The organism is Stutzerimonas sp. C6.4V (genome assembly GCF_058536345.1).
Map to the genome: position 1 here is coordinate 900,874 of NZ_JBZUBM010000002.1, position 25,568 is coordinate 926,441.

General features: G+C 62.9%; 23 protein-coding genes. 13 read left to right on the forward strand and 10 right to left on the reverse strand.

Annotated features, from left to right (window positions below):
- Positions 1 to 85 precede the first annotated feature (85 nt).
- The 5 genes from AC4LFW_RS20015 to AC4LFW_RS20035 all read left to right on the forward strand — a co-directional run bounded on the left by AC4LFW_RS20015 (position 86) and on the right by AC4LFW_RS20035 (position 5,165).
- Positions 86 to 718, forward strand: coding sequence for a c-type cytochrome (locus tag AC4LFW_RS20015; protein ID WP_491821427.1), 633 nt, complete (start codon positions 86 to 88; stop codon positions 716 to 718).
- A 188-nt stretch (positions 719 to 906) separates the two neighbouring features.
- Entirely contained in the window at positions 907 to 1,536 is a 630-nt protein-coding gene (locus AC4LFW_RS20020; protein ID WP_491821429.1) for a thiol:disulfide interchange protein DsbA/DsbL, read from the forward strand.
- Between the two features lie 6 nt (positions 1,537 to 1,542).
- Entirely contained in the window at positions 1,543 to 2,409 is an 867-nt protein-coding gene (locus AC4LFW_RS20025; protein ID WP_491821431.1) for an endonuclease/exonuclease/phosphatase family protein, read from the forward strand.
- A complete protein-coding gene (locus AC4LFW_RS20030) occupies positions 2,409 to 4,250 on the forward strand; it encodes a GGDEF domain-containing protein (protein WP_491821433.1) in 1,842 nt (613 codons plus the stop codon). The genes AC4LFW_RS20025 and AC4LFW_RS20030 overlap by 1 nt, the downstream gene beginning before the upstream one ends.
- A gap of 141 nt (positions 4,251 to 4,391) precedes the next feature.
- Entirely contained in the window at positions 4,392 to 5,165 is a 774-nt protein-coding gene (locus AC4LFW_RS20035; protein ID WP_491821435.1) for a peptidoglycan recognition protein family protein, read from the forward strand.
- Between the two features lie 9 nt (positions 5,166 to 5,174).
- On the opposite strand, the gene AC4LFW_RS20040 is transcribed toward AC4LFW_RS20035, so the two are convergent.
- The 3 genes from AC4LFW_RS20040 to algB are packed head-to-tail and all read right to left on the reverse strand — an operon-like array spanning position 5,175 to position 8,746.
- Entirely contained in the window at positions 5,175 to 5,582 is a 408-nt protein-coding gene (locus AC4LFW_RS20040; protein ID WP_491821437.1) for a DUF1330 domain-containing protein, read from the reverse strand.
- Between the two features lie 33 nt (positions 5,583 to 5,615).
- Positions 5,616 to 7,403, reverse strand: coding sequence for a KinB sensor domain-containing domain (locus tag AC4LFW_RS20045; RefSeq protein WP_491821439.1), 1,788 nt, complete (start codon positions 7,401 to 7,403; stop codon positions 5,616 to 5,618).
- Positions 7,400 to 8,746 (reverse strand): sigma-54-dependent response regulator transcription factor AlgB, encoded by a 1,347-nt coding sequence (algB, locus tag AC4LFW_RS20050; RefSeq protein ID WP_491821441.1) that lies wholly within the window; start codon positions 8,744 to 8,746, stop codon positions 7,400 to 7,402. The genes AC4LFW_RS20045 and algB overlap by 4 nt, the downstream gene beginning before the upstream one ends.
- A 303-nt stretch (positions 8,747 to 9,049) precedes the next feature.
- Between algB and AC4LFW_RS20055 the strand changes: the two genes are divergently transcribed.
- From AC4LFW_RS20055 to AC4LFW_RS20070, 4 genes are all read left to right on the forward strand, one after another.
- Positions 9,050 to 9,484: a ferritin-like domain-containing protein gene (locus AC4LFW_RS20055; protein ID WP_491821443.1), complete on the forward strand. Its 435-nt coding sequence runs from the start codon at positions 9,050 to 9,052 to the stop codon at positions 9,482 to 9,484.
- Positions 9,485 to 9,678: 194 nt separating this feature from the next.
- Positions 9,679 to 9,915, forward strand: a complete 237-nt coding sequence (locus tag AC4LFW_RS20060; RefSeq protein WP_491821445.1) for a hypothetical protein — start codon at positions 9,679 to 9,681, stop codon at positions 9,913 to 9,915.
- Positions 9,916 to 9,988: 73 nt separating this feature from the next.
- Entirely contained in the window at positions 9,989 to 10,159 is a 171-nt protein-coding gene (locus tag AC4LFW_RS20065; RefSeq protein WP_019341907.1) for a DUF1328 domain-containing protein, read from the forward strand.
- A 446-nt stretch (positions 10,160 to 10,605) separates the two neighbouring features.
- On the forward strand, positions 10,606 to 11,835 hold the full coding sequence (locus AC4LFW_RS20070) for a nucleoside recognition domain-containing protein (protein WP_491821447.1): 1,230 nt from the start codon (positions 10,606 to 10,608) through the stop codon (positions 11,833 to 11,835).
- Between the two features lie 54 nt (positions 11,836 to 11,889).
- Here the strand turns inward: AC4LFW_RS20070 and AC4LFW_RS20075 are convergent, their stop codons facing one another.
- The 5 genes from AC4LFW_RS20075 to AC4LFW_RS20095 form a co-directional block, all read right to left on the reverse strand.
- Positions 11,890 to 12,912 (reverse strand): AbrB family transcriptional regulator, encoded by a 1,023-nt coding sequence (locus tag AC4LFW_RS20075; RefSeq protein ID WP_491821449.1) that lies wholly within the window; start codon positions 12,910 to 12,912, stop codon positions 11,890 to 11,892.
- A gap of 1 nt (position 12,913) precedes the next feature.
- On the reverse strand, positions 12,914 to 14,428 hold the full coding sequence (locus tag AC4LFW_RS20080) for a tripartite tricarboxylate transporter permease (RefSeq protein WP_491821451.1): 1,515 nt from the start codon (positions 14,426 to 14,428) through the stop codon (positions 12,914 to 12,916).
- Between the two features lie 3 nt (positions 14,429 to 14,431).
- Positions 14,432 to 14,875, reverse strand: a complete 444-nt coding sequence (locus tag AC4LFW_RS20085) for a tripartite tricarboxylate transporter TctB family protein (RefSeq protein WP_491821453.1) — start codon at positions 14,873 to 14,875, stop codon at positions 14,432 to 14,434.
- 62 nt (positions 14,876 to 14,937) lie between these two features.
- Positions 14,938 to 15,912 carry a Bug family tripartite tricarboxylate transporter substrate binding protein gene (locus tag AC4LFW_RS20090; RefSeq protein ID WP_491821455.1) on the reverse strand — a complete coding sequence of 325 codons (975 nt, stop codon included), beginning with the start codon at positions 15,910 to 15,912 and terminating at the stop codon, positions 14,938 to 14,940.
- Positions 15,913 to 15,945: 33 nt separating this feature from the next.
- Positions 15,946 to 17,208, reverse strand: a complete 1,263-nt coding sequence (locus AC4LFW_RS20095) for an OprD family porin (protein WP_491821457.1) — start codon at positions 17,206 to 17,208, stop codon at positions 15,946 to 15,948.
- 179 nt (positions 17,209 to 17,387) lie between these two features.
- On the opposite strand from AC4LFW_RS20095, the gene AC4LFW_RS20100 reads away from it, so the two are divergent.
- Both AC4LFW_RS20100 and AC4LFW_RS20105 read left to right on the forward strand, forming a co-directional pair.
- Complete coding sequence (locus AC4LFW_RS20100) at positions 17,388 to 18,059, forward strand: response regulator (RefSeq protein WP_491821459.1); 672 nt, start codon at positions 17,388 to 17,390, stop codon at positions 18,057 to 18,059.
- Positions 18,052 to 19,464, forward strand: a complete 1,413-nt coding sequence (locus AC4LFW_RS20105) for a sensor histidine kinase (RefSeq protein ID WP_491821461.1) — start codon at positions 18,052 to 18,054, stop codon at positions 19,462 to 19,464. Before AC4LFW_RS20100 ends, AC4LFW_RS20105 begins: the two co-directional genes overlap by 8 nt.
- A 50-nt stretch (positions 19,465 to 19,514) precedes the next feature.
- On the opposite strand, the gene AC4LFW_RS20110 is transcribed toward AC4LFW_RS20105, so the two are convergent.
- Both AC4LFW_RS20110 and AC4LFW_RS20115 read right to left on the reverse strand, forming a co-directional pair.
- Positions 19,515 to 21,101 carry a methyl-accepting chemotaxis protein gene (locus AC4LFW_RS20110; protein WP_491821463.1) on the reverse strand — a complete coding sequence of 529 codons (1,587 nt, stop codon included), beginning with the start codon at positions 21,099 to 21,101 and terminating at the stop codon, positions 19,515 to 19,517.
- A 124-nt stretch (positions 21,102 to 21,225) separates the two neighbouring features.
- Positions 21,226 to 21,393 carry a hypothetical protein gene (locus AC4LFW_RS20115; protein ID WP_491821465.1) on the reverse strand — a complete coding sequence of 56 codons (168 nt, stop codon included), beginning with the start codon at positions 21,391 to 21,393 and terminating at the stop codon, positions 21,226 to 21,228.
- Positions 21,394 to 21,902: 509 nt separating this feature from the next.
- On the opposite strand from AC4LFW_RS20115, the gene AC4LFW_RS20120 reads away from it, so the two are divergent.
- A complete protein-coding gene (locus AC4LFW_RS20120) occupies positions 21,903 to 22,868 on the forward strand; it encodes a TAXI family TRAP transporter solute-binding subunit (RefSeq protein ID WP_491821467.1) in 966 nt (321 codons plus the stop codon).
- A 125-nt stretch (positions 22,869 to 22,993) separates the two neighbouring features.
- The gene (locus AC4LFW_RS20125) at positions 22,994 to 25,546 is read left to right on the forward strand and encodes a TRAP transporter permease (protein ID WP_491821469.1); all 2,553 of its coding nucleotides are present in this window, start codon (positions 22,994 to 22,996) and stop codon (positions 25,544 to 25,546) included.
- Positions 25,547 to 25,568: the final 22 nt, after the last annotated feature.

Consider the following 25,568-nt stretch of genomic DNA (forward strand, 5'->3'; position numbering starts at 1 on the left):
ACCATAACGAGCATGGCCGGGGCGCCAGCGGCCGGCCTGCCGAATAAGATTCCTTTTTAACCCTTAGCCGTAGTTGGATGAGCTGATGAACAAAGTACTCGTGAGTCTGCTGTTGACCCTTGGCATCACCGGTATGGCCCACGCGGCTGGGAATGCCGAGGCCGGCCAGGAGAAGGTTGCCGTCTGTGGTGCCTGCCATGGCCCTGACGGCAACAGCGCCGCACCGAACTTCCCGAAACTGGCGGGTCAGGGTGAGAACTATCTGTTCAAGCAGCTGCAGGATATCAAGGCGGGCAGCAGCCCCACCGCAGAGCCGGGCGTCGGACGCAAGGTGCTTGAGATGACCGGTATCCTGGAGCCCTACAGCGAGCAGGATCTTCAGGACATGGCCGCCTATTTTGCAAGCCAGAAAATGACCATCGGCATGGCTGATCCTGCACTGGTTCAGCAGGGCGAGCAGCTGTTCCGTGGCGGAAAGCTGGATGTAGGCATGCCGGCATGTTCCGGTTGCCATTCGCCGAACGGCGTCGGTAACAATCTGGCTCGATTCCCGCGGCTGGGCGGCCAGCACTCGGCTTATACCGCCAAGCAGCTGACTGACTTCCGTGAAGGGGATCGTACCAATGATGGCGATACAGCGATCATGCGTACCATCGCTTCCAAGCTGAGCAACAAGGAAATCCAGGCGCTGTCGAGCTACATCCAGGGCCTGCACTGATCGCAAAGGCGGATCAGCCTGCATGAGAGGGCGTTCAGGACATGTGCCTGAACGCCCTTTTTTCGTTTATGGCCTCGCTATAAACATTGTCAAGATATTGAAAAGCGGCGCAAATCGCTGGCGAGCCTGACTGATTTGCTGCAGCCTGTGACGCTGTCGGTCAGCCATTCATTACCAAGGGAGTCACCATGCGTAAACTCGTTCTCAGTGCCCTTCTCGTAGCCACCAGTCTCTTCGGCCTGCCAGCCAATGCGGCGGAGTTCCAGGCTGGAAAGGAATACGTTGAGCTGAAGAACCCGGTGCCGGTTGCCGAGCCGGGCAAGATCGAAGTGGTGGAGCTGTTCTGGTATGGCTGCCCGCATTGCTACCAGTTCGAGCCGATCATCAACCCCTGGATCGAGCAGCTTCCACATGACGTCGATTTCAAGCGCATCCCCGCAATGTTCGGGGGTGCATGGAATGCGCACGGTCAGATGTTCCTCGCGCTGGAGTCCATGGGTGTCGAGCAGAAGGTCCACGATGCGGTGTTCAATGCCTACCATCGGGACGGCAACAAGCTCGATACGCCGGAAAAGATGGCTGAATTCCTGGCAGGGCAGGGCGTCGACAAGCAAGCCTTCCTCAAGGCCTATAATTCGTTCGGTGTGAAGAGCCGTGCCGAGCAGGCGAAGAAGCTGGCGATGGCTTATCAGATCTCGGGCGTGCCGGTCATGATCGTCAACGGCAAGTATCGTTTCGATATCGGCTCGGCAGGTGGCCCGGAGCGGGCACTGAAGGTGGCTGACTTTCTGATCGAAAAAGAACGCGCAGCCCGGTAACCGGCCATGTTGCGCCGCTGGAGTTCGCCACGCCTGGCTGGCCCCGGTCAGGCAAGAGTCAATCCACTTTGTCTGGACGCCAGCGGCCTGCCCTGCAACGGTCGGCTGCGCCTGTTGAGTTTTAACATCCAGGTCGGCATCAGCACCGAGCGCTACCACCATTACCTGACGCGCAGCTGGCAGCATCTGTTGCCGCATACCGGCCGCGCGCGAAATCTCCAGCGCATCGGCGACCTGCTTGCCAACTACGATCTGGTGGCGCTGCAGGAAGCGGACGGCGGCAGCATGCGCTCGGGCTACGTCAATCAGGTCGAGCATCTTGCGCAGCTCGGCGCATTTCCCTACTGGTACCAGCAGCTCAACCGGAACCTGGGGCGCTTTGCCCAGCATAGCAACGGCGTGCTGAGCCGGTTGGAGCCGCAGGGGCTGGAGGATCATCCGTTGCCGGGTCCGTCCGGACGTGGTGCGATTCTGTTGCGATTTGGCGAAGGCGAAGACGCCCTGGTCGTGGTGGTGATGCACCTGGCGTTGGGTGGCGGTGCGCGAACTCGTCAGCTGGCTTACATTCGAGACCTGATCGGTGGCTACCGTCACCAGATCCTGATGGGCGACATGAATACCCATGCCAGCGATCTGCTGGAGCATTCACCCCTGCGTGATCTCGGTTTGCAGGCGCCACAGATCGAGGCGACCTTTCCCAGCTGGCGCCCGCAGCGTTGCCTGGACCACATATTGCTGAGCCCCAGCCTGACGCTGGAGCGTGTCGACATCCTGGCTCAGGCGCCCTCGGATCATCTTCCGGTAGCCGTGGAGATCCGTCTGCCCGATGCGCTGCATGGAGATGCCTTGCCTGTACCAACGGATGGGACCTGATGAGTGACGACGCGCAACGCTGGAAAGAGAAATACCTCCACGCCCTCGAGCAGCATGAAAAGCTTGAGGGCCGCTGGAGCACACGACTGGATCTGCTGCGTCGGAGCCTGGTTCGCAGCAGCTTTGCCGTGGATGGCGCTGATCCTGCGGTAGAGCAGTGCATGCGCGAATTGCGCGACGTGTTGCGTGACGAGGTACAGGATGATCGGCTGAGCGCTCTGGTGCCCCGGCTCGAACGTGCAGTTCTGGATACGGAGCGCGGCAAGCAGGAACGGCTCAGGCGTCTGACCGAAGCGCTTGATCGGCTGACCTCGCAGCTGCTCGATCTGCCGCTACCGGTCGAAATCCGCAAGCCGTTGAAGGCCTTTTCACGCCAGCTCGATGAGCGTGCCGCGCAGTCGCGCGAACTGCCAGGCCTGTTGAGCCAGCTGGGCGAGCTGCAGCATCAGGCACTGGCAGCGCAGGCCAAGAGCACTGCGCCTTCGGTGGGTCTGCTGGGCCGCCTGTTCGGGCAGCGTGAGCGCTCTGCCGATGCTGTCGCCGGTGCCGGAGCTGAGTCGCAGCGGGCCATGGGTGAATCGCCCTCCTTGCAGCCAACCGAGGATCGATGCGACCCGGCAGGGCAGGCGGAGCCCTCTGACCATGCGTCCGGCTTGGCGCAGCTGGAAGACAAAGCAGTCGTGAATGCTCCCGTGGCGGTGCATGAAGCGGAGGAAGCGCCTGCAGCGGACCCGGATACAGCCAAGGAGGTCGAGACGGCTGACCCCTACCAGTTGCCATCGTCTCCAGAGCAGGCCTACAGCGCCATTGCCGAGCGTGTGGAGTCGACACTGTTCGGCCTGCTTGACGACCTTCAGTTGCCTGAGCACCAGCAGGGGGAGGCGCAGGCGCTGCGTGAGCGGATTCAGCAAGGCCTGAACTGGTATGAGCTGGTGCCGGTGCTGGACGATCTGGCCCAGCTGTTGGTGGCCATGGCCGATCAGGGCCAGCGCGAGTTCGAAAGCTATCTCAAGCTGCTCAACGAACGCCTGGCCTCCATGCAGGAAAGCCTCAGTGCCGCCCGAGATGGTCAGGCGCAGAGCAAGGAAACCGCACAGTCGCTGGATGAGGAGTTGCGCCAGCAGGTCGGCGGGCTGCAGAACAGTATGCTTGAAGCCAAGGATCTGCCGAGCCTGAAGCAGGCGGTCCAGGCACGTCTGGACGGGTTGCTCGACACTGTCGACGCCTACCAGAGGCAGCGCAGCGAGCATGAGCAGCAGTTGAGCGAGCGCCTCGGTACCCTCGTCGAGCGGGTCGCAAGCCTTGAGCAGGCCGCCTCCGGGATGCGCGATCACCTTGAAGAACAGCGTCGCATAGCCCTGCATGATCCGCTTACTACCCTGCCCAACCGGGCTGCCTGGAACGAACGGCTGGAGCTTGAAGTGGCGCGCCAGCAGCGCTACGGAGGGCAGCTGTCTCTGGCCGTGCTCGATGTCGACCATTTCAAGCGAATCAATGACAGTTTCGGGCATCTTGCCGGTGATCGGGTGTTGAAAATCATCGCCAACGAGCTACGCAAGCGACTTCGCAAAACCGACTTCATCGCCCGGTTCGGAGGTGAAGAATTTGCCTTGCTGCTGCCCGAGACCCCCATCGAGGCCGGTCGGCAGCTGCTCGATACCTTGCGAGCTGGGGTGGAGAGCTGCCCTTTCCATTTCAAGGGCGCTCGGATTCAGGTCACGTTGTCGGCCGGGATTGCCAGCTTTGCCCCGAACGACAGCGCCGGACAGGTATTCGAGCGGGCCGACCGGGCGCTCTATCGAGCCAAGGAGTCGGGGCGCAACTGCATCGAGATGGGCTGACCAAGCGATCTGGGAGCGCCGGCCGCGTCTCGCTATACTTTCCGGCTATTTTGTCCAGCGCCTTGCCGCGAGGCGTTGCGCAACCGGTGACGCATCAACAGGCGGCCACCTGCGTCATTTCGCTGTCGACCAGAGGTGCCAATGAAAGCCTTGATCCTGATCGCAATCGCCATGCTGGCGGGCTGTGCCAGCGGGCCACGGATCGATACCAGCCAGCAGTCGATTGGCTATGACAGCAGGGCGCAGTTCATCGTCCTGCATTACACCTCCAGCGACCTCGAGCGCTCACTGGAAATACTCAAGGGAGATGGGGTCAGCAGCCATTACCTGATCGGCGAATCGCCCGCGACCATCTACCGTCTGGTGGACGAAAGCCAGCGAGCCTGGCATGCCGGTGAGAGCCAGTGGAACGGCCGGACCTGGCTCAACTCCAGCTCCATCGGCATCGAGCTGGTCAACGGTGGGTATGTCGACAGCGCCGAAGGGCGGCTCTGGTATCCTTTCTCGGATGAGCAGATCGATGCCCTGATCGTGCTGCTCAAGGACATCATGCAGCGCCACGGGCTGAAGCCCGGGGCCATCATCGGCCACAGCGACATCGCGCCGCAGCGCAAGGTGGATCCCGGTCCGCTGTTTCCCTGGAAGCGCCTGGCCGATGCCGGGCTGGTGCCCTGGCCGGAGGCTCGGGCGGTAGCTCGGCAGCGCAGTTTGTTCGCCGCGGCGCTGCCGGATGTTGCCTGGTTTCAGGCACAGTTGGCGGCGCAGGGATACAGGGTCCCGGAGCATGGCTACCTTGACCCCGAAACCCGAAACGTCATTGCCGCCTTTCAGATGAAGTACCGTCCGGCGCGCTTCGACGGCGAGCCGGATGCCGAAACTGCGGCCATGCTGGCCGTGCTGAACGCAGCCGACTGAGGCGGCGCGTCAGGCGGCTGGATTGCAACCGATCAGCCGTGAGTCGGCAAGCGCCGCAGTGCGGTGGATCGTGGCGGCGCGATACTCGGGGTCCGCCAGCATCGTCAGGAAGGCTTCTGGGGAGGGATAGCGCACCAGAAGCACCTGGTCCCAGTGCTCCTGTTCCGGTGCGATCAACGCAACCCGAGCGTCAGCCATGATCTGCACCTCGCCGCCGGCCGCACGGACCTTCTGAATGGCGGTGCGGCTATAGCGCCCGTAGGCTTGCCTGCCGGAGCACGGCTGCTGCCCGCTGTCCGGTGGGTAGGTGGCTTCATCATTGAAACGCAGCAGGTTGAGCATGAGGACTGGTTCACCGGCGGGCATCTGTTCGGCGAAGCGCTTGAGCTGGTCCTGGTTGGGGTTGAGGCTGGGCATGGCTGCTCCTTCTATTTTCCTGCCCTGCCAGGCTCAGACGGGCAGGGCGATATAGAAGATGGTGCCGTGGCCGATCCGCGAATGCACGCCGATACGACCTCCATGCAGCTGGGCGATTTCCTTGCATAAGGCAAGCCCCAGTCCGGCGCCGCCGCGGCGGCGGCCGATCTGGACGAAGGGCTCGAAGATACGCGCCTGTTGGCTGTAGGGGATGCCTTCGCCATTGTCTTCGACGCTGAGGATAACCCGCTCGCCATGATGCCGCGCCAGGAGGCGAATCTCGCCGCCATCGGGCGTATGGCGCAGGGCATTGCTCAGGAGGTTGTCGAGGACTCGCTCCATCTGCTGTCGGTCCAGCAACAGGCTTGGCAGTGGCGACTGCAGCTCCAGCTTGATCGAGATGTGGTTCTGCTCGGCGGCGGGTTGAAAACGCTGGCGCGCGTCCTCGAGCAGCTCGGCTGCGTCGCAGGGCTCTCGCTCCAGCTTCTGCTGACCGCTCTGGTAACGGGAGAAATTCAGCAGGTCGTTGATCAGGGTAACCAGGCGTTGCATTTCCTCATGCACGGTAATGAACAGATCCGCCTCGCGGCTGTTTTCCGCATAGTGGGTTCGCTCGCGCAGCAGGCTGAACGCCATCTGCATGCCGGTGACAGGGGTGCGCAGTTCGTGCGATGCGCGCAGGACGAACTCGTTGCGAACCCGCTCGAAGGTGCGCTGGTCGGTCACATCATGCAGCACCATCACCGCACCGCTGATACGGCCGTCATGGTGGTTCACCGGACTCATGCGCCAGGACAGCAGGCGGCGCTCACCATCTGCCTCGATGACCAGGTCTTCCGGTGGCCCGGACAAGGGTTTGTCGTCCAGCACTTGCCTGGCAGCCTCGTCCAGCTCCGGATAACCCAGGGCCTGGCTGAGCGTTGAGCCCAGGTGTTCGCTTTCCCAGGCCAGCTGCCGCTGCGCGACGGGGTTGGCGTGCTCCAGGCGGCCCTGGCGGTCAATGATAAGGAGCCCATCATCGATGCTGTCGAGCAGCGCCTGCAGACGTTGCTGACCGTTTACCAGTGCTTCCACGTTGGTCTGCTTGAACTGGTGCAGGGCCTGCGACATCAGGCCGAAGCGGCGGATCAACGACGATATTTCTGCAATCGGTGACGAGGGCAGGGTGATATTGAAATCGCCACGGCCAATCTGGTCGGCCACGCTGGAGAGCTGCTCGATGGGATCACCGAAGCGACGAGCAAAGCTGTGTGCAGTGACGAAACCGATCAGCAGGACCGCGATTCCCGTCAACCCCAGCAGGCCTGCCAGCAGCTGCGCCCGCTCACGACTGCGAATTTCCGTATCGCGAATCTCGGTATAGGCGTCTTGCTGCATCGCCACCATCAGCTCACGCACCTGGTTGAATGCCTGGCTGAGCGGGTTGCCCTCCAGCAATATCGCGTTCTCGCTGGACGGCTGATCCAGCAGGCTGGCAAAGCGGGCAAAGGCGTCCCCGATAGCCAGATAGGCCTGGCGGTCCTGCTCCTCGGTGGCTTCGGCGAGGCCACGGGCCAGGGCTGTCTGGAATTTCTCCCGCGACTCGTCAAGCGCAGCGGCGTCGCGGTCTTCGCGAACCAGCAACAACAGCTGGTTGCCCAGGGCCTGGCGCAGCTGCTGGCTGACCTCGATAACGCCGAAGTTGTCGCGGATCAGGTTTTCCTGGCTCTTGGCCATCTGCACGACGCTGACCAGCGCCAGTAACAGCCCGAGCAGGGCCACCGTCATCAGTGCGGAGAACCCAAGGAACAGCCGGGTCCGCAGCTTCATCTGGAGTTTCATAGGCCGTATTGCTTGCGTTTCCGGTAGAGCGTCGACGCATCGATGCCGAGGACTCGAGCGGCCTGTTCAAGCGTGTCGCTGGTGCTCAGAACGCCTGCGATATGTGCCTTCTCCAGCGCCTCGAGGCTGAGCGCTTCACCGATCCGTGGCGCATTGCTGACGCCCTGGTCGGCGAGGCCGAGATGGCTGACCTCGATCATCTCCTGCGGGCAGATAATGCTGGCGCGCTCGACCACGTTGCGCAGTTCGCGCACGTTGCCCGGCCAGCGGTAGGCCCTCAGCGCGGCGATGGCGTTGTCGCTGAAGCCACGGGCAGGTCGGCCGTAGCTCTTGACGAAGAAGGCCAGGAAGCGCTCGGCAAGCTTGACCACATCTTCCGGACGTTCGCGCATCGGCGGCAGATTCAGGGTGATGACGTTCAGGCGATAGAGCAGGTCTTCACGAAACTTGCCCTCACGGACCATTTCTTCGAGGTTGAGGTTGGTCGCTGCAAGGATGCGCACATCGGCGCGTCGGGTAACCGGGTCGCCGACGCGCTCGTATTCCTTGTCCTGAATGAATCGCAGGAGTTTTGGCTGCAAGGCAAGGGGGAAATCGCCGATTTCGTCGAGAAACAGGGTGCCGCCGTCAGCCTGGTTGACCCGTCCCAGGGTGCTTTCGGTGGCACCGGTGAAAGCGCCGCGATTGTGACCAAACAGCTCGCTCTCCATCAGGTCTGCCGACAGCGAAGGGCAATTGATGGTGATGAACGCCTTCTTCGCCCGGCGGCTCCAGTTGTGAATGGCGCGGGCGAGTTCGCCTTTCCCTGTGCCGGATTCGCCGAGGATAAGGATGTTTGCATCGGTATCGGCGACCTGTCGCGCAGTCTCCAGCACGCCCATCATCGCCGGGCTGTACGAGCCCAGCGCATCGCTGCGCTTCTGGACTTCGCCTTCCAGCGCTTCCAGCCGCGCCGCCATCTGGCGGACTTCCAGCTGCTTGGCTGCCGACAGGCGAAGTTGTTCCGGGCTGCAGGGCTTGACCAGATAGTCCGCGGCCCCGGCCTGCATGGCGTCTACTGCCGTGTCGACGGCCGAGTGCGCCGTAACGATGACCACCCGCATCCATGGCGCCAGGACACGCATTTGCTGCAGCACGTCCAGGCCGTTGTCCTCACCCAGGCGCAGGTCAAGGAAGCACAGATCAAACACCTGTCGCTGCAGGATCGCTTCGGCTTGTGATGCGCTGGCTGCGGTTACCACCGTGTAGCCGCGATCCTCCAGGCAGTAGCGGAAGGTCCGCAGGATCGCAGCCTCGTCGTCTACCAAGAGGATACGGGCACCGGTGTCGGTTGTTTGGTCCATGAAAGCTCCAATCAGGCAAAGGCGGCTTTACCTGGCGAATCGGGGTGGAAATGATCTGTTCGACGCGCCCCGGGCATGCCAGGGTGCTTTGACGCCTGCGTTAGTCTACGGAATGTGTTGCAAGTTGCACGGTGTAGATGCGGCTTTCCTGCAGCCTGCAAGTATTCTGCAAGCGAAACGGGATGTTAAGTCATTGAAATCAAAAGCGAAGCGCCTTCGACTGTGCTGGCACGCGGCTTGCGGCGAATGAGGTCTCGTGCGCGCTGATCTGGTCTGCGCGCTTTGGTTCTTACCGGAGGCCGTATGCAACAGAACATGACCCAACTCAATGAGCTGATCGAGATCACCCGAGACGGGCAGCATTTTTACCAACACGCCATGGAGGCGGTCGGTGATGTCGAACTGCAGCATCTGTTTCGCGACATGGCGCAAGCCAAGACCCACATCATCCAGGCGCTATCGGTAAAAGTCGCAGCGAACCAGGCACAGCCGGCGCAGGGGGGCACTACCGCTGGCAAGCTGCGTGAAGTCTATACCGACACCAAGGCCCGGCTGGGCCACGCCGAGGCCGTCTATATCGACCAGCTCGACCAGGCCGAGGAGCGCATCCTGCAATCGTTTGAAGACGCGCTGAAGACGGCCGAGCCTGACGTCAAAGCGCTGCTGGCAATCGAGCTGCCGAAGATCCGCGCCTGTCATGAACGAATCCACAAGTTGAACCACCGTGATGACCGCTGATTGAGTGCGGGATTAGTCCGCCGTGCAAAACGCATGGTGCATTCTGCAGGCATCGTGCAATTTAAACTGGAGACACCTTGAATAGATGTCTCAAGTTATTGAAAGTAAAGGAAAAATTCTTTAACCAAGGCTGGCATGAGGTCTGCAATATACCTGGTAAGACAGACTGCCCGCATGCTTAGAAGGAGTTGAGAATGAACCGTGAAGCGCGTTTCTCGCTGGTCAGCAAAGGTTTCCTTACCGCTGCGGTCGTGGTGGTACTGGCAGGCGCCGAGCATCCGATGTCGCAGCCGCTCAGCCAGACGCCCAAGGCCTCAGCGGAACGAATCCACATGTATGACGCTCAACCAGTAGGGATCGTGCAGACCGGACCGGCACCGAAAACCAGGGATTACACCCAGGTACGGTCGGAGCAGCGCTGGGTTTTCTAACGGTTGATCCACCAGCCATCACCGAAAGGTGGTTGCGTTGAACGATGTTCCTGAACGAGAGAGGAGTTTCACCATGCTGAGCTGGGCTATTACATTTCTGATCATCGCCATCATCGCTGCTGTACTGGGCTTCGGTGGAATCGCAGGCACTGCAACAGGCATCGCCAAGATCCTGTTTGTAGTATTCCTTGTGTTGTTTGTAGCGTCGCTGATCTTTGGCCGTGGCCGCGGTCCACGCGCTTAAGCTGAAGCAACAACGCCGCCCGCAAGGGCGGCTGCAGTAACCTGACAAAAGCGGCTTAACGCCAGGATGTTGAAAGTCCTTGCCACAGCGCGAGGGCCTGAACAGACCGGGACGAGAACCTAGGCTCATCCGGCAGCCCGCGAAGCGGGAGAACCAGGGGGTCGGGACGCTCTGTTTTTTCGGAGCGACCTAGGGGTACAGCGAGTACCTCCCGTAAAGGGACCAGGTTCGGTGATGGCGACCAAAGGTGGCACCTGCCACCTTTGATTGCGCAAATAGCGTGAAAAACGCCGGTCCGCTGGCCTGGCTGCTGCACTCCGTTTTCCGACATTTCAATTCCAGCCTCCCCCTGTTGCCCGCAGTGCTTGCATGACCGACACCGGCGCGCATGGCCGGGACCTCTGCACACGGCTATCATCGCGGCCAATCATCTGCAGGGGAACGACATGCTCAACGGGCTCTGGCTGGGCTTTTTTCTCATCGCCGCGGTCGCCGCGCTCTGGCGCTGGCTGTTGGGCGACGATCCGGCGGTATTCGCCGCACTGGTCGAAAGCCTGTTCGCCATGGCCAAGCTGGCTGTGGAAATCATGATCGTCCTGTTCGGCACACTGACGCTCTGGCTCGGCTTCTTGCGCATCGCCGAAAAAGCCGGCCTGATCGAACTGCTGGCGCGCCTGCTCGGGCCACTGTTTCGCCGGCTGATGCCTGAGGTGCCGGCTGGTCACCCGGCACTGGGGCTGATCACCCTGAATTTTGCTGCCAACGGTCTTGGCCTGGACAACGCCGCCACGCCCATCGGCCTGCGTGCCATGCGCGCCCTTCAGGAACTCAACCCCAGCAAGACGGTGGCCAGCAATGCGCAGATCCTGTTTCTGGTCCTCAACACCTCGTCGCTGACGCTGCTGCCGGTGTCGATCTTCATGTATCGGGTGCAGCAAGGCGCTGAAGACCCGACCTTGGTATTCCTCCCGATACTGCTGGCCACCACCGCGTCGTCCCTGGCGGGCCTGTTGGCGGTCGCGCTGGTGCAACGGCTGCGCATCTGGGATCCGGTGGTGCTGGCCTATCTTGTTCCCGGCGCGCTGCTGCTTGGCGGCTTCATGGCGCTGTTGGCTGGGCTTTCGGCGACTGCGCTGTCGTCTTTGTCGTCATTGCTCGGCAACCTGACCCTGTTCGGCCTGATCATCGCCTTCCTGATCGTTGGTGCGCTGCGCAAGGTGCCGGTCTACGAGAGCTTTGTCGAAGGCGCGCAGGAAGGTTTCGACGTAGCCAAGAGCCTGCTGCCCTATCTGATCGCCATGCTCTGTGCGATTGGTGTGTTCCGCGCGTCCGGCGCGCTGGATTTCGGGCTCGACGGGATCCGTTGGCTGGTGGACGCGCTGGGCTGGGACACCCGCTTCGTCGATGCGCTGCCCACCGCGTTGGTCAAGCCGTTTTCGGGCAGTGCCGCGCGCGCCATGCTCATCGAGACGATGCAGAGCCAGGGCGTGGACAGCTTTGCCGCGCTGGTCGCTGCGACCGTGCAAGGCAGTACCGAAACCACCTTCTATGTGTTGGCCGTCTATTTCGGGGCAGTGGGTATCCAGCGGGCGCGGCATGCGGTCGGTTGCGCCCTGGCAGCAGACTTCGCCGGGATCACCGCGGCAATCCTGGTGTGCTACTGGTTCTTCGGCTGAAGCGGCGCAGAGCGCGCAGATCCATCGGCGAAAAGAGCCCGCTGACGGGCCGGGTCAACGGCTGGCGCGCTGCCAGAACCGGAATAGCGGCTCGGCAAGAAACATCACCAGAAACAATCGCAGCACCTGCAGTGCGGTGACCAGCGCGACCGACAGTTGGAGCGCCTCGGCTGTCAGGCAAAGCTCGGTGATGCCGCCCGGCATCATGCCCAGCATCAGCGACGTCTGGTTTAGCGTGGCCATCCACCCGAGCGCTTCTGCCATACCCGCCGCCGCGAGCATCGCCAGCAGCGTGAACAGCAGAATGCGCAGCATGAACCGCGGAGCCTTGCGAAAGAACGGCCGATCGAAATGACAGCCCAGCGAGCAGCCAATCAGCCACTGGCCGAACTGACCGACGCCCTCGGGCATACCCAGATGCAGGTCGAACGCGGCGCTCGCAACGGCACATACCGTCAGCGGCCCCAGCATCCACGGGTTGGGTTGGTCGAGCCGCTTCCAGAGCAGCGCCAGCAGCCCGCCCGCCGGCAACAGTACCGCGAGCCAAGGCCAGCTCACCGGCGCCGGTGGCGGGGCATCGACCGGAGGCAGGCTCCAGGTAAAGAAGGCGGGAATGACCAGCACCACCAGCAGCAGACGCATGCTGTGGGCCGCGGCGACCAAGGCCGGTTGTGCGTCATGCCGGCCGGCCAGGTTGACCATCTCGCTGGCACCGCCCGGCATGCTGGAGAAGAACGCCGTGGCGCGGTCCGTACCGCTGCGCAGGAGAATGAAGATGCCGATCAGGCTCAAGAGCAGGGTGCCCAGCGCACCGGCAAGAATGACGCCGAAGTGATCGAGCACCTGCTGCATGACTTCGCTGGTGAAGTGCAGGCCAATGGCGCTTGCGATCAGCCATTGCCCGGCCTGCCTGCCGTGAGGAACTTCCCTGACCAGCCAGCCGCTGCAGCGAACCGCAATGACCGCCAGCAGCGAACCGACCATCCATGGCAGCGGCCAGCTGGCCAGGCTTGCCAGCCAACCACCGAGGGCGCCGACCAGCGGCGTCGCCCACCATCCCGGCAGCTGGCGTGGCATATCAGGCGTGAGCCTCGTCCAGCTTGGCGCGACGGCGCTGGCGCCACCAGCGCAGGCCCGGCATGGCCAGCATCAGTGCAGCCATGGCCCAGAGCACGAGAGTGATCGGGCTGCCCCAGAGGATGCCGAGATCGCCAGCGGAGATGGACAGCGCGCGACGCAGGTTGTCTTCCATCATTTCGCCAAGAACGAAGCCGAGGATCAGCGACGACAAGGGGAATTCCAGCTTGCGCAACAGGTAGCCGAACACCCCGAGACCGACCATCAGGACCAGGTCGAACGTGGTGCTGTGCACCGAGTAGACCCCTACCAGGCTGATGGCCGTAATCGCCGGTACCAGCACCCAGTTGGGCACGCTGAGCATCTTGGAGAACAGGCCGACCAGCGGGATGTTCATCACCAGCAGAATGACGTTGCCGATGAACAGCGAGGCGATCAGGCCCCACACCACGTCGGGCTGCTGTTCGAACAGCAGTGGGCCGGGGGTGATGTTGTACAGCGTCAGTGCGCCGATCATCACCGCGGTAGTGCCCGAGCCCGGTACACCGAGGGTCAGCATCGGAATCAGCGAGCCACAGGCGGAGGCGTTGTTGGCAGCTTCCGGCGCGGCCAGACCGCGCAGGTCGCCGTCACCGAACTTGCCGCTATCGCCGGCCATGCGCTTTTCGCTCATGTAGGTCATGGCGCTGGCGATGGTCGCGCCGGCACCGGGCAGGGTGCCGATGACAAAGCCGGCCAGGGCGCTGCGCACCATGGTCCAGAAGGTGAAGCAGAACTCCTTGAAGTTGAACAGCAGGCGTCCGCTGGCCTTGACCGCCTTTTGGCCGCTGTGGGTCTTTTCCAGCATCAGCAGGACTTCGCTGACGCTGAAGAAGCCGATCACGACGATGACGAACTGGATCCCGTCCGACAGGCTGACGCTGCCAAAGGTGAAGCGGTAGACGCCGGTCGTCGAATCCACGCCAACCGTTGCCAGACCCAGGCCGATCAAGGCAGCCATCAGGGTTTTCACCGGTTTGTCGCCGACCATGCCGCCGAGACAGGCGATGGCGAAGATCATCAGCACGAAGTATTCCGCCGGACCGAAGGCCACCGCCCACTTGGCCAGCAGAGGTGCGAACAGCACGACGCCACAGGTGGCGATAATGCTGCCCATGAACGAGCTGACGGCCGACAGCGACAGGGCGATGCCTGCCTTGCCCTGGCGCGCCAGCGGGTAACCGTCGATGGTGGTCATCACCGCGGCGGCATCGCCAGGCACGTTGAGCAGGATCGCTGAAATGCGTCCGCCATATTCACAACCCAGGTACACCGCGGCCAGCAGGATCAGCGCCGTTTCGGGCGGCAGGCCCAGCGCGAAGGCCAGCGGCAGCAGCAGTGCCACTCCGTTGATCGGCCCGAGCCCCGGCAGCAGGCCGACGATGGTGCCGACAAAGGCGCCGAACAGCGCCACCAGCAGGTTGGTCGGTCGCGTGGCGACGTCGAAGCCCTGCATCAAGAAAGTAAAGGTTTCCATTTTTCAGCTCTCCAGCAAGCGCAGCACGCCGAGCGGCAGCGGCACGTCAAGCGACAGGTCGAACAGGCCGTAGAGCAGCACGCCCATCAGTACGCCACTGATCAGGCAGGGCAACAGGCGTCCGTTGAACAGCAGGCCCAGGGCAAAGGCAGCCAGTGCCGTGGTGATGACGAAACCGAGTATTTCGAACAGCAATGCGTACGCCAGCAGTACCAGTACACACAGTGCGGCTCGGCGCGCCATCGCCCAGTCGAACGGCGGCGTCGGGTCGCCGTGAGGTTTGCAGAGCAGCCAGAGCGCGCCGCAGGCCATCAGGAACAGCAGCAGTAGCGGGTAGGCGCGCGGGCCGACCGGGTCGTAGGCGAAGGGCGCCTCGAAACCCCAGGCGAGCAGCGCGAGTCCGGCGCAGGCGAGCAGCCAGGCCGCGGCAAAGACACGAACGTACATGGTGGGTTACCTCGGGAGGAGCGGGTAGCGGCTGCCCTCTGGCAGCCGCTACTGGCGGGGTGTTACTTGACCAGGCCGAACTCGCCGGCGAGTTCCTTGTAGTCAGCGACCTGCTTGTTGACGAAGGCCTTGAGTTCATCACCGGTCATCGACAGCGGGAACAGGTCACGTTGCTCGCGCAACTTGGCGAAGTCTTCGTCGGCCAGCAGGGTGTCGAACTGGGTCTTCCACCAGTTGAAATCTTCATCGCTGACTTCCGGGCCCATGTAGAAACCGCGGATCACCGGCCAGCTGATGTCGTAGCCCTGTTCCTTGGCGGTCGGGATGTTCGAAAGCTTGCCCGGGAGACGATCATCGGACAGCACGGCGAGAACACGAATCTTGCCGGCTTCGAGCTGCGGGGCGACTTCGCCAAGGCCACTGCTGGTCACCTGGACATGGCCGCCGAGCATGGCCGTGAGGGTCTCACCGCCGCCTTCGAAGGCAACATAGCGCAGCTTCTTCGGATCCACACCCGCGGCACGGGCGATCAGTGCGGTCTGCATCCAGTCCTGGCCACCAATGGTAGCGCCGGCGCCGAACACGACGCTGCTGGGGTCTTTCTTAACCGCCGCGATCAGCTCATCCAGGTTCTGGTAAGGCGCATCGGCACGTACCGAAATGGCGCCGTAGTCAGTGCCGATGCCGGCGAGCCAGCGCACGTCGGTTTCGTCGTAACGGCCAAACTTGCCCTGTGCCAGGTTCAGCAGCGAACCACTGGAGAACGCCGTGATGGTCGCAGGATCGGCGGCGCGCTGGGCGATCACGGCGTTGTACGCCACTGCGCCGACTCCACCTGGCATGTAAGTGACGCGCATTGGCGCCTCGAGCAGGCCTTCGTCCTTCAGGCCGCTCTGGGCCAGCTTGCAGGTCAGGTCGAAGCCGCCGCCGGGTTTGGCCGGGGCGATGCATTCGGGGCGCTTGGGTTCGGCGAACAACTGGCTGGACAGGACCAGGCAGGACGAGAGCAGGGCGATGCGGCGGATTGCAGTTTTCATCTAGGTCTCCTTTGATTCTTATTGTGGATGGCTTTACCAGATCGGCAGGCTGTAGCTGACGATCAGTCGGTTTTCGTCGGCGTCACGGGCGAAATCGGAACGGAACATGGCGTTGCGCATACGCACGGCGACATTTTTCAATGGGCCGGTCTGCACCACGTACTTGAGTTCGATGTCGCGCTCCCACTCGCTGCCGTTGCTGCCGCCGCTGTACTCGGCGTTATCACCGGAGATGTAGCGAGTCAGGAAGGTCAGGCCAGGGACGCCGATCGAGGCGAAGTTGTAGTCGTAACGGGCCTGCCAGGAGCGCTCGTCCTTGTTGGCGAAGTCATTGATCTGGACGAAGTTGACCAGGTAGGGATCGCCGCCATCGATGTAGGCGTAGCCGGTGTCGCCGTTCATCTGCTGATAGGCGAGGCTGAGCTTGTGACCGCCGAGGCTGTAACCCAGCATGCCGTTCCAGGCCTGGTTGTCGATCTTGCCGGCATTGGCCGCGCCGGTGTCGTCACTGACCATCAGGCGCAAGTCGGCAGTCAGCGCCGAATCCTCGCCCAGCGGCTGCACGGCTTGCAGGTTGAAGAAGTGCTGGCGGTAGATGTCGTCCAGTTCGGCGGCGTAGTAGGTGCCGATGAGCTTGTCGCTGAAGTCGTAGCGGGCGCCGGCGAAGGTCAGATGGTCGGCTTCGGCGGCGCTGTCGAAACGGCCGTTCTTGTTGTTGATCTGCAGTTCCTGCGAATTGGTCGAGGCACGGTCGATGACCTTGTCCAGGCGCCCGCCGGTCAGGGTCAGGCCGGTCACGTCCTGGGAGATCAACATGGTGCCCTCGAAGACCTGGGGCAGGGTGCGGCTGTCGCTGGCCTTGACCACCGGGGTTTCCGGGATGTGGCTGCCATAGCGCAGCTCGGTTTCGGCGAACTTGGCTTTTGCCGTCAGGCCGAGGCGGCTGAATTCATCCGGCGTGCTGCCATCGTCGCGCACCGGCAGCAGATCGGTGCCGGTGCGGCCACCGCCCGAATCGAGCTTGATGCCGAGCATCCCCATGGCGTCGAGCCCAAAGCCCACTGTGCCTTCGGTGAAACCCGATTCGATGTCGAGCAGAAAGCCCTGGGACCATTCTTCACGCTTGGACTGGCCAGTGCCTTCGCGGAAATCGCGATTGAGGTAGATGTTCTGTGTTTGCAGGGTTGCGCGGCTGTCTTCGATGAAATCGGCCTGGGCCAGGGGCGCCAACGAGGCAGCTGCAATGGCGAGGGCAAGACGAGCCTGTGCGGGGTTGTTTCTGACGGCAGTCAGCATCCTGAATCTCCACTATTGTTTTTGTTGTAACGGCGGTGTGCCGTTTCGGGTGGATCGAGCCACCTGAACGCGATCCTAGGCGTCGAAACTTTCGCCAGGCTTTCAGGGGTTGAAAGCAGCATGCGGCTTACCTTGTCGCTACACTGGCGCCCCGTTCCGTGTGTGGCAGAGGACAGGCAATGCGGATTCTCCTGGTCGAGGACCATCCCCAGCTGGCTGAAAGCGTGGCGCAGGCGTTGCGTGCCGCTGGCTGGACCGTGGACCTGCTCAACGATGGCGTGGCAGCTGACCTGGCGCTGTCGACCGAGGACTATGCGTTGGCGATTCTCGACGTCGGCCTGCCCCGACTCGACGGCTTTCAGGTGCTGTCGCGCCTGCGCGAACGTGGCAAGACCCTGCCGGTGCTGATCCTGACCGCCCGGGGAGAAGTGAGCGATCGGGTGCATGGACTCAACCTTGGCGCCGACGATTATCTGGCCAAGCCCTTCGAGCTCACCGAGCTGGAGGCCCGCGTCAAGGCGCTGCTGCGGCGCAGCGTGGCCGCCGGCGAGCGCCAGCAGCGCTGCGGACCGCTGGTCTACGATCTCGACGCGCGGCGCTTCACCCTCGGCGGACAGGCGCTCAGCCTGACGTCGCGCGAGCAGTCGGTGCTCGAAGCGCTGATCACCCGGCCCGGACGGGTCATGAGCAAGGATCAGCTGGCGGCACAGGTGTTCGGCCTGGACGAAGACGCCAGCGCTGATGCTATCGAGATCTACATCCATCGCCTGCGCAAGAAGCTCGAGGGCAGCACGGTGCGCATCGTCACCTTCCGAGGCCTGGGCTATCTGCTGGAGGCGGCCGATGGCTGACCTGCCGCAGCCGCGTGCGGGGAGCCTGCGCGGTGGGCTGTTGCGCAGGCTCGCGGTATTGCTGACCTTGCTGATGGTGTTCAGTGGCTGGAGTGCTTACTGGAACGGCCGTGCAGCCGCGGATACCGCCTACGACCGCACCCTGCTGGCCTCCGCCCGTGCGATCGCCGACGGGCTGGTCGCCAACGACGGGCAATTGCGTGCCAACGTGCCATACGTGGCCCTGGACACCTTTGCCTACGACAGCGCCGGGCGCATCTACTATCAGGTGCTCGACACCCATGGCCGCCTGGTCAGTGGCTACGAAGCGCTGCCGGCTCCGGGGGCGGCTGTGCGTCGCACCGATGACTATCCGGCCCTGGCACGCTTCTATGACGGCGAGTTTCGCGGCGAGGGCGTGCGGCTGGTCAGCCTGCTGCAACCGGTGAGTGAGCCGGAGCTCACCGGTATCGCCGAGATCCGTGTCGCCGAAACGCTGGGCGCCCGTGAGCGCATGGCCCGCAGCCTGCTGATTGACACCCTGTGGCGCGTCGGTGTGCTGGCCGTTGCGGCGCTGGTTCTGGTGTGGCTGGCGGTCAGTGCGGCGCTGCGTCCGCTGGGCAAGCTCAGCGAGGCGGTCGAGCTGCGGCAGCCGGACGATCTGCGCGCCCTGCCGTTGGTAGCGGTGCAGCGCGAACTCAAGCCGCTGGTGGTGGCGCTCAACCATTTCACCGAGCGGTTGCGCGGGCAGTTCGAGCGCCAGGCCCAGTTCATTGCCGACGCTGCCCATGAGCTGCGTACCCCGTTGGCGGCCCTCAAGGCGCGTATCGAACTGGGCCAACGTGAACAACAGCCGCAACGTTGGCGGGAGACGCTTGAAGAGGCCGGTGCGCATACCGATCGGGTGATCCACCTGGCCAACCAGCTCCTGTCGCTGGCACGTATCGAGACGGGTGCCCAGTCGATCGCTGAAGGCGGGGCCCAACGCCTGGATCTGAGCCAGCTGGCCCGGGAGCTGGGCCTGGCGATGGCTGCGCTGGCCCACCAACGGGGCGTTGCGCTGGCGCTGGAGGCGGACGAGCCGGTATGGATCGATGGCGAACCGACCCTGCTTAGCGAACTGCTGAGCAATCTGCTGGACAATGCTCTGGCCCACACGCCGGATGGCGGCAACGTGGTGCTGCGAGTGTCCCAGGAGGCCGTGCTGGAGGTGGAGGACGACGGGCCGGGGATCCCTGAGGCCGAGCGCGACAAGGTGTTTGCACGCTTCTACCGGGTGCGGCCGCAAGGGCGGGGAGCGGGGCTTGGCCTGGCGATCGTCGGCGAGATATGTCGCGCCCATCGGGCCACCATCGAGCTCGACCAGGGCGCACTTGGCGGACTCTGCGTGCGGGTTCGCTTCGAACCGAGCCAGGCGTCCGGCTGATGGCGCTCGATTCGCACTGACCTGCGGTTATTCGAGCGCCCTTCGGCGGCTCAGGACCGTCGCCGGGACCAGAACTGCTGAACCTGCGCCTGCATGCTATCGGCAAGCACGGCCACGTCCTTTGCGCTTTGCTGGCTCTGCAGGCCGATCGTCAGGTTGTTTTCAGCGCCGCTGCGAATGCTGGCGATGTTTCGGCTGATTTCCTCGCTGGCGGCGCTTTGCTGCTCCACGGCAACGGCAATGCGCGCGCTCATTTCGCTGATTTCATTGACCCGGCTGTGTATGGCCTGCAGGGATTGTTCGGCTTCAGCTGCGCGGCTGACGCTGTGCTGCGCCTGTTCGCGACTCCGCTGCATGGCCTCTACCGCTTGCTGCGAGCCGGCCTGCAACGTGGTGATCATGGTGTGGATTTCGGCGGTAGCGACCGACGTGCGTGACGCCAGCCCGCGGACCTCATCGGCAACGACGGCGAAACCACGGCCCTGATCGCCGGCCCTCGCAGCCTCGATGGCTGCGTTGAGAGCCAGCAGGTTGGTCTGCTCTGCGATTCCAGTGATCACGTCGAGGACCCGGCTGATTTCCTGGCTGCGGGTTTCCACGTCCAGGATCACGTTGGTGGCCTGCTGGATGTCGGCGGCCAGGCGGGTGATGCTGGGGCCCGTCAGGCCGACGATCTGCTGCCCGCTTTCGGCCTCTACGTCGGCCCGGGCCGCGACGTCTGCGGTGCGCTGTGCGCTCACCGCGACTTCCTGGATGCTGGCGACCATCTGCTGGATCGCCGTTGCGACCTGATCGGTATCCTGCTGCTGGTTGGAGGCGCTGAGGGTGCTGCTCTGCATGGCGCCGGACAGCTCCTGCGCATGGAGGCTCAAGCGCTGGCTCGAGTCGGCGATGCGACCGACCATCGCGCCTGCTTCGGCTTCCAGCATCTTCATGGAGAAGGCAATCTCCCCCAGCTCGTCGTTACGGCCGGTATACACCAGCTGGCTGAGCGGATTTTCTCCGACCCGTCGGGCTTCCCCCACGATGTTTTTCAGCGCGGCCACGGGTATGGCCGCCAAGGCACCAGCGCCCACCGCCCCGAGCAGGGGTTCGAGTATCGCCACCGCTGTCGGTGCGTCGCCAAGCCAGGCACCCAGCGCGCCTGCAACCAGGGCGCCGAGCGCCGCATTCAGGCTGACCCTGCTGCGCGTGCCCAGCGGCCGGCGGCGCAGCGCTCTTGGCACAGCGCCCTGGCGCAGCTCGTGGTAAAGGGCTTCGGCCGCCTGTATCTGTTCGGCGCGGGGCTTCACCCGCACCGACTGGTATTCCACAACCCTTCCGTCACGGCTGACCGGCGTGGCATAGGCACTGACCCAATAGTGATCACCGTTCTTGCAGCGGTTCTTCACCAGCCCCATCCAGGAGCGGCCTGAGCGCAGCTTTTCCCACAGGTCGGCAAACGCCGCCGGTGGCATGTCCGGATGGCGGACGACGTTGTGATGCTCGCCAATCAGTTCGGCCTCGCTGAAGCCGGCAATGTCGATGAAGTCACGGTTGGCATAGGTGATGTCACCGTTGAGGTCGGTTGTCGACAGGATGTTGGCGGTTTCGCTGACCGCAACCTCGTTACCAGTGACGGGTAGATTCGCTCGCATGTGGCAGGTCTTCCATGTTGGGGATCGGTAACGCGAGGCAGTGGCGATGCCGCTTCGGCGATCTTGAGGGCCGGCGGCATTTCGTTATGAGTCAGCATGTTGCTTGACGACGCACAGGTGCAGATCAGTCGTTCTCCCGCTCGCCGGGCTCGGTGACGTCGAGTTGCTCCAGTAGCTCGATCAGGTGCCGGCGCAACTGCCCCAGTTCCCGTGATTTGAACGAGCGACGGGTCCGCTCCAGCACGTCAATGGTGTCCTCAAGGGCAGTGCGCAGTCTGTCTTCGGTGAGCATTGTTGTTCTGTCTTATCTGTTCATGGGTCTTTCCATGACCGGGCGGTTCTATAGAAAACGCAGGCGATAAAAAAGGCGCCCGTGACGAGCCATCCTCAATGGATGCTCATCAGGGGCGCCTTAGCTATCAGGCCCTTGCGTCCTGAGCGGTAAAGCTGTTCTCGCCAAAGCGAAACGATGGCATTTTGCCTTCGTCTGCTGGACAGAACAACCCTGCTCTTTGGCTGCCCAATCATCCTGGCCGATCCGTGCGATTTAGCCGCTCAGGCGTCATGAGGGCGGACCATTTCCGGATCTGACCCATCGGTCACCAGGCGAACCGCTTGCCATGCTGCGGGTCCATAGCGATGCCTGCCGCGGTTGGGCGCGGTGGCGATACGGATGGCAGATGCTGCTAATGACGACCGGGCAAAGTTCGCATTTGCCGTCACCCTGCTAGACTCCAGACTTCCCGCCCGGCTCACGAGGCCTGCGGGGCAATTCCAAAACAACCAATAAGGAGTGAATCCATGAAAGGCAAATCCTTGGCATGGATATTTTCCGCCGCGTTGGCGGGAAGCGGTCTGAGCGCTGTGGCTCAGGCGCAGGAACAATTCGTCACCATCGGCACCGGTGGCCAGACCGGCGTTTATTACGTCGCCGGCCAGTCGATCTGCCGCTTCGTCAACCGTAACGCCGAGGACCTGAAGTGCAACGCGCCAGCCAGTGGCGGCGGCGTGGCGAACGTCAACGGCCTGCGCAGCGGCGAATTCAACTTCGGCATCATGCAGTCGGACCACCAGTACAAGGCGATGGAAGGCCTGGAGCCGTTCAAGAATGAAGGCGCCATGGACGACATCCGTGCCGTCTTCTCGCTGCAGAGCGAGGTCTTCACCGTGCTGGCGCGCCGCGACGCCAACATCAAGAGCCTGGATGATCTCAAAGGCAAGCGCGTCAATATCGGCAACCCCGGTTCCGGTCAGCGCGATACCCTCGAAGAAATCATGAACGAGAAGGGCTGGGACAAGTCGGCCTTCGCGCTCGCAGCCGAACTGAAGCCGGCCGAGCAGGCCAGCGCCCTGGGCGACAACAATATCGATGCCATGACCTACTTCGTCGGTCATCCCAATGGCGCGATTCAGGAAGCCACCACCACCGTCGACGCCGTTCTGGTTCCAATCACCGGCCCGGAAATCGACAAGCTGCTGTCCGAGAAGAGCTACTACACCAAGGCTGAAATCCCGGGTGGCATGTACAAGGGCAACGACAGCGCCACCCAGTCCATCGGCGGCAAGGCGGTGCTCTCTACCACCTCCAAGGTCGACGACGAAGTGGTCTACAAGCTGGTCAAGTCGGTGTTCGAGAACATCGAACGTTTCCAGCGACTGCACCCTGCGTTCAAGGACCTGAAGCCCGAAGACATGATCAAGGTCGGTCTGTCTGCGCCGTTGCACGAAGGTGCCGTGCGTTACTACAAGGAACGGGGCTGGATGTAACGGTCCTCACGGCTCGCTGCATCGTTGTGGACGGTTATCCGTCCGCGGCTTTCGCCTGAAAACCCGCGTGCCCTGTGCCGCGGGTTTTCGCGGTTTCCGTTCCCTGAAAAAACAGGCCTCATTCCATGCAAGACAACCAACTTTCCACTGAAGAGCTGATCGCCAAGGACGTCGGTGCGCGCACGCCTGCCGGTTCGATGGCCAAGCTGATCGCCGGGCTGGCACTGCTCTGGTCACTGTTCCAGCTGTGGATCGCCTCGCCGTTGCCCTTCATGCTGCGCGTCGGTGTGTTTAACAACACCGAGGCGCGTTCGATCCACCTGGCGTTCGCCTTGCTCCTGGCTTTCCTGGTCTACCCGGCCTTCAAGCGCTCCCCGCGTGATCGGGTGCCGCTGATGGACATCGCGCTCGGTTTGATTGCTGCCGCGAGCGCAGGCTACCTGTTCATCGCCTATGAGCAGCTGGCACAGAGGCCGGGCAATCTCACCACCCTGGACCTGGTGACGGCCTGCATCGGTATTCCACTGCTGCTCGAAGCCACCCGCCGTGCGCTTGGCCCGGCTCTCGCCGTGATTGCGCTGGTATTTCTGGGCTACAGCCTGGCCGGTCCCTATATGCCGGGCCTGCTGGCTCACCGTGGCGTGAGTTTCACCGCACTGGCCAACCACCAGTGGATCACCACCGAGGGCGTGTTTGGTATCGCTCTGGGTGTCTCCACCAGTTTCGTATTTCTGTTCGTGCTATTCGGTGCGCTGCTCGAACGCGCCGGTGCCGGTCACTATTTCATTCAGCTGGCCTTCAGCATGCTCGGCCATTTCCGTGGCGGCCCGGCCAAGGCTGCGGTGGTCGCCTCCGGGATGACCGGCCTGATCTCCGGCTCGTCCATCGCCAACGTCGTCACCACCGGTACCTTCACCATCCCGATGATGAAGCGCACAGGGTTCACTGCCGAAAAGGCCGGTGCGGTTGAAGTCGCCTCCTCGGTCAACGGCCAGATCATGCCGCCCGTCATGGGCGCGGCGGCCTTCCTGATGGTGGAATATGTCGGCATTCCCTATGTGGAAGTCATCAAACACGCCTTTCTGCCGGCGCTGATCTCCTATATCGCGCTGGTCTACATCGTTCATCTGGAGTCGCTCAAGCTCGGCCTCACAGCATTGCCGCGGGCCAACGTGGCCAAGCCGTGGATGCAGCGGCTGATCGGCTTTGCCTTTGGTGCCGCGCTGATTTCCGGTCTGTCTCTGACGGTCTACTACGGACTGGGCTGGCTCAAGCCTGCCCTGGGTGATGCGGCGATATGGGTGGTTGGGGCACTGTTGACGGTGGTCTACCTGGGGCTGTTGAAGATCGCCGCAAGCAACCCGCCGCTGCCGGCCGAAGACCCCGACGCGCCGCTGGAAAAACTTCCCCAGACCCGCCCTGTATTGCTCTCCGGGCTGCATTTCCTGCTGCCGGTGGTGGTGCTGGTCTGGTGCCTGATGGTCGAACGCCTGTCTCCCGGATTGTCTGCCTTCTGGGGCTCGGTGATGCTGGTCATCATCCTGTTGACCCAGCGTCCACTGCTGAGCTGGATGCGTCGTGACGGCGCCCACCAGCACGGCAGCTTCATGGATGGCGTGATCGACTTGCGCGAAGGCCTGATTGCCGGCGCGCGCAACATGATCGGTATCGGCATCGCCACGGCGGCGGCCGGAATCATTGTGGGCGCGGTATCGCAAACCGGGGTTGGCCTGGTGCTGGCCGATCTGGTCGAGCTGCTGTCCATGGGCAATTTGCTGCTGATGCTGCTGCTCACGGCTTTCCTCAGTCTGATCCTCGGCATGGGGCTTCCCACCACCGCCAACTACATCGTGGTATCGAGCCTGCTGGCGCCGGTTGTGGTGGCCCTGGGGGCGCAGAGCGGGTTGATCGTGCCGCTGATCGCGGTGCACCTGTTCGTCTTCTACTTCGGCATCATGGCTGACGTGACGCCGCCGGTGGGGCTGGCCTCATTCGCCGCGGCTGCCGTGTCCAAGGGTGACCCGATCAAGACGGGTGTGGTGGCCTTCTACTACAGCCTGCGTACTGCCGCGCTGCCATTCCTGTTCATCTTCAACACCGACCTGTTGCTGATCGATGTGTCGTTCTGGCACGGAATGGTGATCTTCGTCATCGCGACACTGGCCATGCTGATCTTCGCAGCCGGTACCCAGGGCTACTTCCTGGTGCGCAGCCGCTGGTACGAAAACGTGCTGCTGCTGTTGATCGCCTTCACGCTGTTCCGTCCGGGCTTCTGGATGGACATCGTGCATGACCCCTACCGTGACATTCCGCCTACGCAGTTGGTCCAGGCGCTGGATGCAGTTGAGGAAGACAGTCAGCTGCGCCTGCGCATCCGGGGTGAAGACGCCGTGGGTGACATGCGTGAGTTCAGCCTGCTGATCGCCATCCCGAACGGCGAGACCGGCGAGGAAAAGCTGGAGAAGCTGGGCGTGATGACCTATGAGGAAGACGGCAAGGTGCTGATCGACAGCGTGACCTTCGGCAGCCCTGCCGCCGAGCTCGGATTGCAGTTCGATCAGGAGATTCTGGCGGTGCGCGCACCCACCGACCGCTGGGCCAAGGAGTGGATGTGGCTGCCCGCTATGTTGCTGTTCGGACTGGTGGTGTGGATGCAGCGGCGTCGGCAGCGGGACTGATCCGTTCTCGACGCTGACTTCA

Bases quoted from the DNA above. Each gene is read 5' to 3' on its own strand.
- AC4LFW_RS20015 (WP_491821427.1), top strand. From the start codon at position 86: ATGAACAAAGTACTCGTGAGTCTGCTGTTGACCCTTGGCATCACCGGT.
- AC4LFW_RS20020 (WP_491821429.1), top strand. From the start codon at position 907: ATGCGTAAACTCGTTCTCAGTGCCCTTCTCGTAGCCACCAGTCTCTTC.
- AC4LFW_RS20025 (WP_491821431.1), top strand. From the start codon at position 1,543: ATGTTGCGCCGCTGGAGTTCGCCACGCCTGGCTGGCCCCGGTCAGGCA.
- AC4LFW_RS20030 (WP_491821433.1), top strand. From the start codon at position 2,409: ATGAGTGACGACGCGCAACGCTGGAAAGAGAAATACCTCCACGCCCTC.
- AC4LFW_RS20035 (WP_491821435.1), top strand. From the start codon at position 4,392: ATGAAAGCCTTGATCCTGATCGCAATCGCCATGCTGGCGGGCTGTGCC.
- AC4LFW_RS20040 (WP_491821437.1), bottom strand. From the start codon at position 5,582: ATGCCCAGCCTCAACCCCAACCAGGACCAGCTCAAGCGCTTCGCCGAA.
- AC4LFW_RS20045 (WP_491821439.1), bottom strand. From the start codon at position 7,403: ATGAAACTCCAGATGAAGCTGCGGACCCGGCTGTTCCTTGGGTTCTCC.
- algB (WP_491821441.1), bottom strand. From the start codon at position 8,746: ATGGACCAAACAACCGACACCGGTGCCCGTATCCTCTTGGTAGACGAC.
- AC4LFW_RS20055 (WP_491821443.1), top strand. From the start codon at position 9,050: ATGCAACAGAACATGACCCAACTCAATGAGCTGATCGAGATCACCCGA.
- AC4LFW_RS20060 (WP_491821445.1), top strand. From the start codon at position 9,679: ATGAACCGTGAAGCGCGTTTCTCGCTGGTCAGCAAAGGTTTCCTTACC.
- AC4LFW_RS20065 (WP_019341907.1), top strand. From the start codon at position 9,989: ATGCTGAGCTGGGCTATTACATTTCTGATCATCGCCATCATCGCTGCT.
- AC4LFW_RS20070 (WP_491821447.1), top strand. From the start codon at position 10,606: ATGCTCAACGGGCTCTGGCTGGGCTTTTTTCTCATCGCCGCGGTCGCC.
- AC4LFW_RS20075 (WP_491821449.1), bottom strand. From the start codon at position 12,912: ATGCCACGCCAGCTGCCGGGATGGTGGGCGACGCCGCTGGTCGGCGCC.
- AC4LFW_RS20080 (WP_491821451.1), bottom strand. From the start codon at position 14,428: ATGGAAACCTTTACTTTCTTGATGCAGGGCTTCGACGTCGCCACGCGA.
- AC4LFW_RS20085 (WP_491821453.1), bottom strand. From the start codon at position 14,875: ATGTACGTTCGTGTCTTTGCCGCGGCCTGGCTGCTCGCCTGCGCCGGA.
- AC4LFW_RS20090 (WP_491821455.1), bottom strand. From the start codon at position 15,912: ATGAAAACTGCAATCCGCCGCATCGCCCTGCTCTCGTCCTGCCTGGTC.
- AC4LFW_RS20095 (WP_491821457.1), bottom strand. From the start codon at position 17,208: ATGCTGACTGCCGTCAGAAACAACCCCGCACAGGCTCGTCTTGCCCTC.
- AC4LFW_RS20100 (WP_491821459.1), top strand. From the start codon at position 17,388: ATGCGGATTCTCCTGGTCGAGGACCATCCCCAGCTGGCTGAAAGCGTG.
- AC4LFW_RS20105 (WP_491821461.1), top strand. From the start codon at position 18,052: ATGGCTGACCTGCCGCAGCCGCGTGCGGGGAGCCTGCGCGGTGGGCTG.
- AC4LFW_RS20110 (WP_491821463.1), bottom strand. From the start codon at position 21,101: ATGCGAGCGAATCTACCCGTCACTGGTAACGAGGTTGCGGTCAGCGAA.
- AC4LFW_RS20115 (WP_491821465.1), bottom strand. From the start codon at position 21,393: ATGCTCACCGAAGACAGACTGCGCACTGCCCTTGAGGACACCATTGAC.
- AC4LFW_RS20120 (WP_491821467.1), top strand. From the start codon at position 21,903: ATGAAAGGCAAATCCTTGGCATGGATATTTTCCGCCGCGTTGGCGGGA.
- AC4LFW_RS20125 (WP_491821469.1), top strand. From the start codon at position 22,994: ATGCAAGACAACCAACTTTCCACTGAAGAGCTGATCGCCAAGGACGTC.